Annotated in this window: 5 protein-coding genes and 1 pseudogene; 5 read left to right on the plus strand and 1 reads right to left on the minus strand. The window is 68.0% G+C overall.

Going from position 1 to position 6,272, the window contains the following annotated elements:
- On the plus strand, positions 1-181 hold a 181-nt coding region (locus ACZ3H8_RS40485), incomplete at its 5' end, for a hypothetical protein (RefSeq protein WP_467410337.1).
- Between the two features lie 798 nt (positions 182-979).
- On the opposite strand, the gene ACZ3H8_RS40490 is transcribed toward ACZ3H8_RS40485, so the two are convergent.
- A complete protein-coding gene (locus ACZ3H8_RS40490; RefSeq protein ID WP_467410340.1) occupies positions 980-2,278 on the minus strand; it encodes a serine/threonine-protein kinase in 1,299 nt (432 codons plus the stop codon).
- 698 nt (positions 2,279-2,976) lie between these two features.
- Here ACZ3H8_RS40490 and ACZ3H8_RS40495 point away from each other — a divergent pair.
- The 4 genes and pseudogenes from ACZ3H8_RS40495 to ACZ3H8_RS40510 all read left to right on the plus strand — a co-directional run bounded on the left by ACZ3H8_RS40495 (position 2,977) and on the right by ACZ3H8_RS40510 (position 5,813).
- Positions 2,977-3,303: a GYD domain-containing protein gene (locus ACZ3H8_RS40495; RefSeq protein ID WP_467410344.1), complete on the plus strand. Its 327-nt coding sequence runs from the start codon at positions 2,977-2,979 to the stop codon at positions 3,301-3,303.
- Positions 3,304-3,375: 72 nt separating this feature from the next.
- Positions 3,376-3,822: pseudogene (locus tag ACZ3H8_RS40500) on the plus strand (transposase); the annotation flags it as partial.
- 264 nt (positions 3,823-4,086) lie between these two features.
- Positions 4,087-5,316 (plus strand): helix-turn-helix domain-containing protein, encoded by a 1,230-nt coding sequence (locus tag ACZ3H8_RS40505; protein ID WP_467410341.1) that lies wholly within the window; start codon positions 4,087-4,089, stop codon positions 5,314-5,316.
- A 56-nt stretch (positions 5,317-5,372) separates the two neighbouring features.
- Positions 5,373-5,813, plus strand: a complete 441-nt coding sequence (locus ACZ3H8_RS40510) for a hypothetical protein (protein WP_467410342.1) — start codon at positions 5,373-5,375, stop codon at positions 5,811-5,813.
- The last annotated feature ends 459 nt before the right edge of the window (positions 5,814-6,272 follow it).

Genomic DNA, 6,272 nt, shown 5'->3' on the forward strand with positions numbered 1-6,272 from the left:
GATTCGGAGAGCGACAATTGTGGTGGGTGCCGTGCCGGTCGGTTACGGAGTGCAGGTCGCGAGGTCCTGCCCGGTGGACCGGGTGCCGAGCCGGCGGGAGACGACGATGAACGGCTCGGTCCGTGTCGGACAAGTTGCCGGGGTACCGCTGCTGGTGGTCCTGCAGCACGGCGCGCAGTAGCACGCCGACCGGGCTGTCCTGCGGATCCCGTGCGCCGATCACGCTGAGCGCCACCCGCACCCGGTCCGCTCCACCACGACGCACCTCCCACCGAGCAGCAGCCGAGTGGCGCACGCCGGCCACCACCGTCTTCATCCCGAAGCCCCCGGTGGGAACCGTACCGCTGTTTTCCCCTTGAATGGCACGTAGTGGCACGGGGCCGTGCATGCGGTCGTTCATCGGGGCCTCGCGACGTGGTTCGGCAGCCTGGGCGTGCGCTCTGGTCCGGCGCCCCTTCCTCGTGGTTTGCCCGGGCAACCGCCGACGTGCCTGCGCTCGGCGGTTGGGTCAGTCCGTCGGGTCGATGAGTGCCCAGCGCAAGCTGTGGCCTTGTCGACAGCGCTGCGGCAGTCGCTTTCCGAGACGACGAGGCGCTGGCCGATCCGCGCAGACGAGGTGGGCACCTTGGCCAGGTACTCTTCGTCGACTATGCCATCGTTGTGGGCCACACATGACGTGTGGCCCAGGTCTCGGTCAGCATGCGCCAGGTCTGGGTCCCAGCTTGGCCCGGAGGTCGTCGTAGCCAGCTGCGACGAAGAGCTCGGTCATGTGATCGAGGCGCTGGAAAACGTTCCCCTTGCCCCGTAACCGATCCTCCACATCCTGCACTGCGACGCGGGGCACTGACAACGCGCCGGGAGACCTGACCGTGTCACTTTCGCGACACGTTCGGCGGGCGGCTTGGCGGCCGGCTGGTTAACCCGGTTCCGGGCAACGAGGCAGGTACGTTGTACCGAGCGCCCGGAATATGCCGCCGCCTCAGTCCTCCTCGCTGTGACGTCCCTTCGCACCCTCGCCCTTGCGCTCGTTCTCTTCCTCTTCGTTTTCCTCTTCGTTCTCGCTCGGCTGGCCGACCGAGGCGTCGTCGGGTGTGGTGGAGGCGGCCGGGGCCGTATCGAGATCGGGGCTCGGTGTCGGTACCGGGTCAGGATGCGCTGGGGCGGATGTTTCCCCGCGGGGGCTGTTCGCCGAGCTGCTGTCGGGTGAGAACCACGCCACGCCGATCAGCACTGCGGCGAGGAAGGCCGCGACACCGGCGACGGCACTCGCCACCCTCGGTCGGCGCCTGACGAACTCACGGACACCCTGCCGCTGCGCGGGGAAGGACCGACGTCCCTGGCCCGGCTCCCCGGGAGTCGGCGGCAGCATGTACGTGGTCGAGGGACCCGCCTCCGACCCGCGCATCGGCCCGGCTCCGAACACCCGTGCGTGCGGAGGCGGCTCCGGCGCGGGCAGGGGTTCCGGGCGCCCCTGCCAAAGACCCGAACCGAACCAGTCGGCTATCTGCTGCGCGGTGGGCCGGTCCTCGGGCTGTTTCGCCAGCAGCGTCAGCAGATAGTTCTCGAATGCGGGTGGCAGGTCGGCGCCCCGCTGAAGGGGAGGAACCGGAGCGGCATCGATGTGCTGGTAGAGCGTGGCGGTGGCGGTGTCGGCCTGGAACGGCGGGCAGCCCGTCAGCAGTTGATAGAGAACGCATCCGAGGGAGTACATGTCGGAGGCCGGGCCCGCGGGCTGCCCCAGGGCGCGCTCGGGGGCCAGGTAGAGACTGGTGCCGAGGATCTGCCCGGCAGAGGTCAGTGCGGCGGCCGGATCGTCGACAAACCTGGCAATCCCGAAGTCCCCGAGCTTGACCGTCCCGTCGGCGTCGGACATCAAGTTGCCGGGTTTGATGTCCCGATGGACGATTCCCTGGCGGTGCGCGGACGCCAGCCCCGCGGCCGTCTGGGCGGCGACAACGGCAACTCGCCCCGACGGAAGTGCCCCCAAGGCGGCCAGCTCCTGGGCCAGGCTCCGGCCTTCCACGAGTTCCATCACCAGGTAGAAGCGGCCGTCCCACGCCCCGAAGTCGAACACCCCCACGACATGGGGGTGATTCAGACGGGCCGCCGTCTGCGCCTCCAGCCGGAAACGAGCAGCCGCTTCGGAGTCGGGCTCATCCCCGAGAAGCAGCTTGACGGCCACGGGCCGCCCGAGCACTTCGTCTGTGGCCCGCCAGACCTCGCCCATTCCGCCGCGGCCGATGGGTGACTCCAACCGGTACCGATCCGCCACCAGCACTTCGCACCAACCTTGATCCCGATCGACCCTGTGATCCAACCCGACGCCGACGGAACAACTTCACCATGCGGTGAGGTGGTGGGGGACCGCGACGGCCTCAGAGTACCGACCGCGATCGTCGTGGGTGGCCAGGGCCCGAGCTCCGGAACTGCCCGGTCATGTGTCGCTCCCCGATGTGTCCGACTCTTCCGCACATACCCAGCGCCCGCCTGGGAGGAGTGCCGCATGGGGCCCGCACGCCCGATCTCTTGGGCGGTCTTTCGGGCTGGACCGGCTCGTCCTGGTTGCGGCCACTGGCGCGGGCTGCCCCGCCCGGCGGACGCCCTGCTACTGAAGCAGGCTTGTCAGAACTTTCGAGGCGATCGGCGCGCGCAACGAGCACTCGGCTCGGTCGTGCACGACCAGCTGCCCGAAGTCACCCGTACAGCGGACGCCGTGCAGAACGGACAGCACACTTTACTCATCGTCGTGACATCCTTGCCTGACATCAACGATGGCGAACATACGCGGACCGAACCGTACGCGGACGTATCAGCCACCGTGTACGAAGCAGGGCCAGAGCGCCCGGGTAGGTCGCTCACCCGTTGGCTGTGGCCGTGCCGGTCATCGTCCCCAGCCGTTCGGGGGATACGCGGGCCGCATCGGGCGCGTTTCCCGCCCCCCGGGGGCATCCCTTGGTGGAACGAAAGGGAGACATGATGCCGCTCTATCTATCGAGGTTCAGCTACACACCGGAGACTTGGGCGAGGCTGATCGTCCACCCCGAGGACCGCGCAAAGGCCGCTCAGTCGTACATCGAGTCCGTCGGCGGGAAGCTCCACGGCTTCTGGTACGCCTTCGGCACGCACGACGGCTACAACCTGTGGGAGGCCCCCGACAACGTGTCCATGGCCGCGGTTGCGCTGGCGATTAGTGGAGGCGGCGCGCTTACCTCGTTCGAGACGACTGTTCTCCTGACCGTCGATGAAACCATGGATGCCCTGCGCAAAGCGGAACGAGTCCAGTACCGGGCGCCGGGCGCCTAGCGGTCTAGATCACTTACAGCAACTGGGTTCAGTCATCAGGCTGCGGTACATGCGGTGCAGCAGTACCAGTACCTCACCGAGGAGATCGCCGACGCCGATGCTGAACTGAAGACGCTGGTGGTCGACGCAGCACCCTCGCTGGTCGCGCTGCCCGGAGTGGGCACCGAGACCGCCGCCCAGCTCCTGATCACCGTCGGCGACAACCCCGAGCGGCTCACCTCGGAAGCATCGTTCGCGCACCTGTGCGCGGCAGCACCCGTCCCCGCCAGCTCGGGCCGCACCAACCGGCACCGCCTCAACCGCGGCGGCGATCGCCGGGCCAACCACGCTCTCCACATGATCGCGCTGGTGCGCATGCGCTACGACCAGCGGACACAGAACTACGTTGCCCGCCGCACCGCCGAAGGCATGTCCAAGAAAGACATCCTGCGCTGCCTCAAACGCTTCATCGCCCGCGAGGTCTACAAGCACCGCACCCGCCCGCACACCACATCGCAACCACTCACACAGACCGCTTGACGGTCTATAGGAGCTTCATCAACGACGCCGGATAGGGGCGTACATGGGCACCCCTGTCCGGTCGTCATGGCGGCGGAACCCCGGGGCCACATCGGCGCCCGATCGAACTCCCAAAGCGGGCGTCGGTTCGACGGTGTTACAAACAGCGCACGGCAGCACCGGTCATGGGTACCGTTCTGAGAGATGAGCCTGAACGGATGGAGCTGTGATGCCCTGCCGCACGCTTGAGCACAGCAGGCCCCCCACCCGGCGGGGGGTGCGCTGATGTTGGAGGAAGCCGAGGAGATCGGCCGCCGCGCACGCCGGGCCCGTCTCCGGCTGGGCATGCCTCAGGCCGACCTCGCCACCGCGCTGGGCAAGACTCAGGGCTGGGTGTCGAAGATGGAACGCGGTCTCATCGAGATCGACCGCGTCGGTCTGCTCAACCTGCTCGCCGCCGAACTGCACGTTCACCCCAACGACCTGATCGGGCGCCCATACACCGGCAGCCCGGCCGAGAATCAATGGCAGGTCGCCGCCGCTTCGATCCTGCGCGAGCTGCGCCGCTATGACCTCACTCCAGTATTCGAGGGCGCTCCTCGCCCTTCTGGCGAGCTGTGGCGGGAGTTGACCCGACTGCACCGTCTGCGCGATACAGCGGCCAACGTCGCGATCCTGCGCGTACTGCCCGACCTACTGCGCGAGACCCGCGCGCTGGCAGAGGTCGCTACTGGGCACGAGCGTGAGGAGGCGTACGCGATTTACGCCGTCGCCTGCAAGTTCGCCCACACCGCAGCCCATGCCCTTGGACACCCTGAACTCGTCGCCATGGCCGCCGAGCGTGCCGCGTGGTCTGGACGGCTGTCCGGCGACCCCGTGATGCCCGCGCTCGCCGACTGGATGCGCGTGTGGGACATGTGGGCCACGGCCGATTGGGCCGACGCTCTCGCTCTGTCCGACAAGGCCCTCGCCGGCATCCAAGACGACTACGACCGCGGCGAGCCGCTCGCCCTGCGCATGTGGGGCTCGCTTCAACTCCGCGCCGCTGTCTCAGCTGCGCGCGGCAATCGGACCTCGGAGGCCGAGGACCGCATCGAATACGCCCGCGACGCCGCCGACCGCATGAGCGTCTACCAGGGACCGCCTGTCTACGACCGTCACTCGGTGACCTTCTCCCCTGGCAACGTGCAGATTCACGCGATCAGTGTTGCTCTGGAGGTGGGCGACCAGACCAAGGCCCTGGCCATAAACCGTCGCACGAGTCCCGAGGTGGTCGCCGGCCTGCCGAACTCGCGCCAGGGGCACCACCACATGGATCTCTCCCGTGCATGGCTGTGGGACGGAAACCGCGACCGGGCCCTCGCCGAACTGGAGACCGCCGAGCGGATTGCCCCCCAGCTCGTACGTAACCACCCCATCGCCCGATCGACGCTGCGCAGCATCGTCTACGCCGAGCGCGCGATGACCCGGGAGAAGCTACGGCGCATGTCAGATCGCTTCCACCTGGACGGATGAGGGTCGTATTCCTCCGATTCATATTCGGCCCCTGACGCGCTCTTAGCTTCAAGGGCATGGCAGGACGAGCAACCCCTCATCTCCCGTCCCAGGGTGCCGAGTTAGGCACAGCAGCCCCGTTCTATCCGCGACTCGGCGACCTCGCCCACGACACCGCCCACGACGGGCGGATCGGGGTCGTGGTCGCCCTGCCCGGCACCGGCGCGGCGACCTACCACCTGCGTCCGCCCGGGGGTGGCGACGAGTGGTCCGCTCCGGCTGACGGCACCACTTTGCGGCCGGTCCCAGCACAGGTCACCCACGCCACTCCCGCGAGACGAGATGTGGTCTACGACCACCGCGCGCAGCAGGGCGCCATGCCCGTCGTGGTGCACTACGAAGACGGCGGAACGAGCGAGGCCGTGCTCGTCCTCACCCCCGGCGAACTGGAGCTCTACGCCTACCAGGTCGGGCGCATTATCGAACTGCGCGAGAAGGCCCGAGAGGGCACAAGGTGAGCGCCCGGCACGCCGGTCACGGCGCTACGTCAAGCGACCCTCTCGGGCTGTTCCTGAGCTGGTTATGGGCCCTCGGCACGGCCGCCGGTCTTGTCTGCGTGGCAGCCGCTGCCGAGAGCGACCTCGGCGACCAGAGGGCCGCCGGGCCCACGCTCACCACCCCCGACGCCGGTACTACGGCGGCCTAGAACTCCCCGCCCGACCGGATGACCCGACACGTCCCGGGCGGGCGGGGATCACCACGATGCCCTCTTCTTCGCGGCGCTTGTACTTTGTGGTGCACGGCCTGATGTTTGCCTTGATCGCGCCTTTGAGCTTGCCGCTGGTATCGCTTCGCCTCATCATTGAGGCCCCCGGTCATACGAGGCTGCCATATCTTCCGCGGCGGGAAGGCTGCCGGGTTTCATCTCCGCACCGTGAATCGGCGCCCCTTTATCCTTGAACATTGCCGTCCTCCAA

The sequence above is a fragment of the Streptomyces sp. NPDC002868 genome (assembly GCF_055563295.1).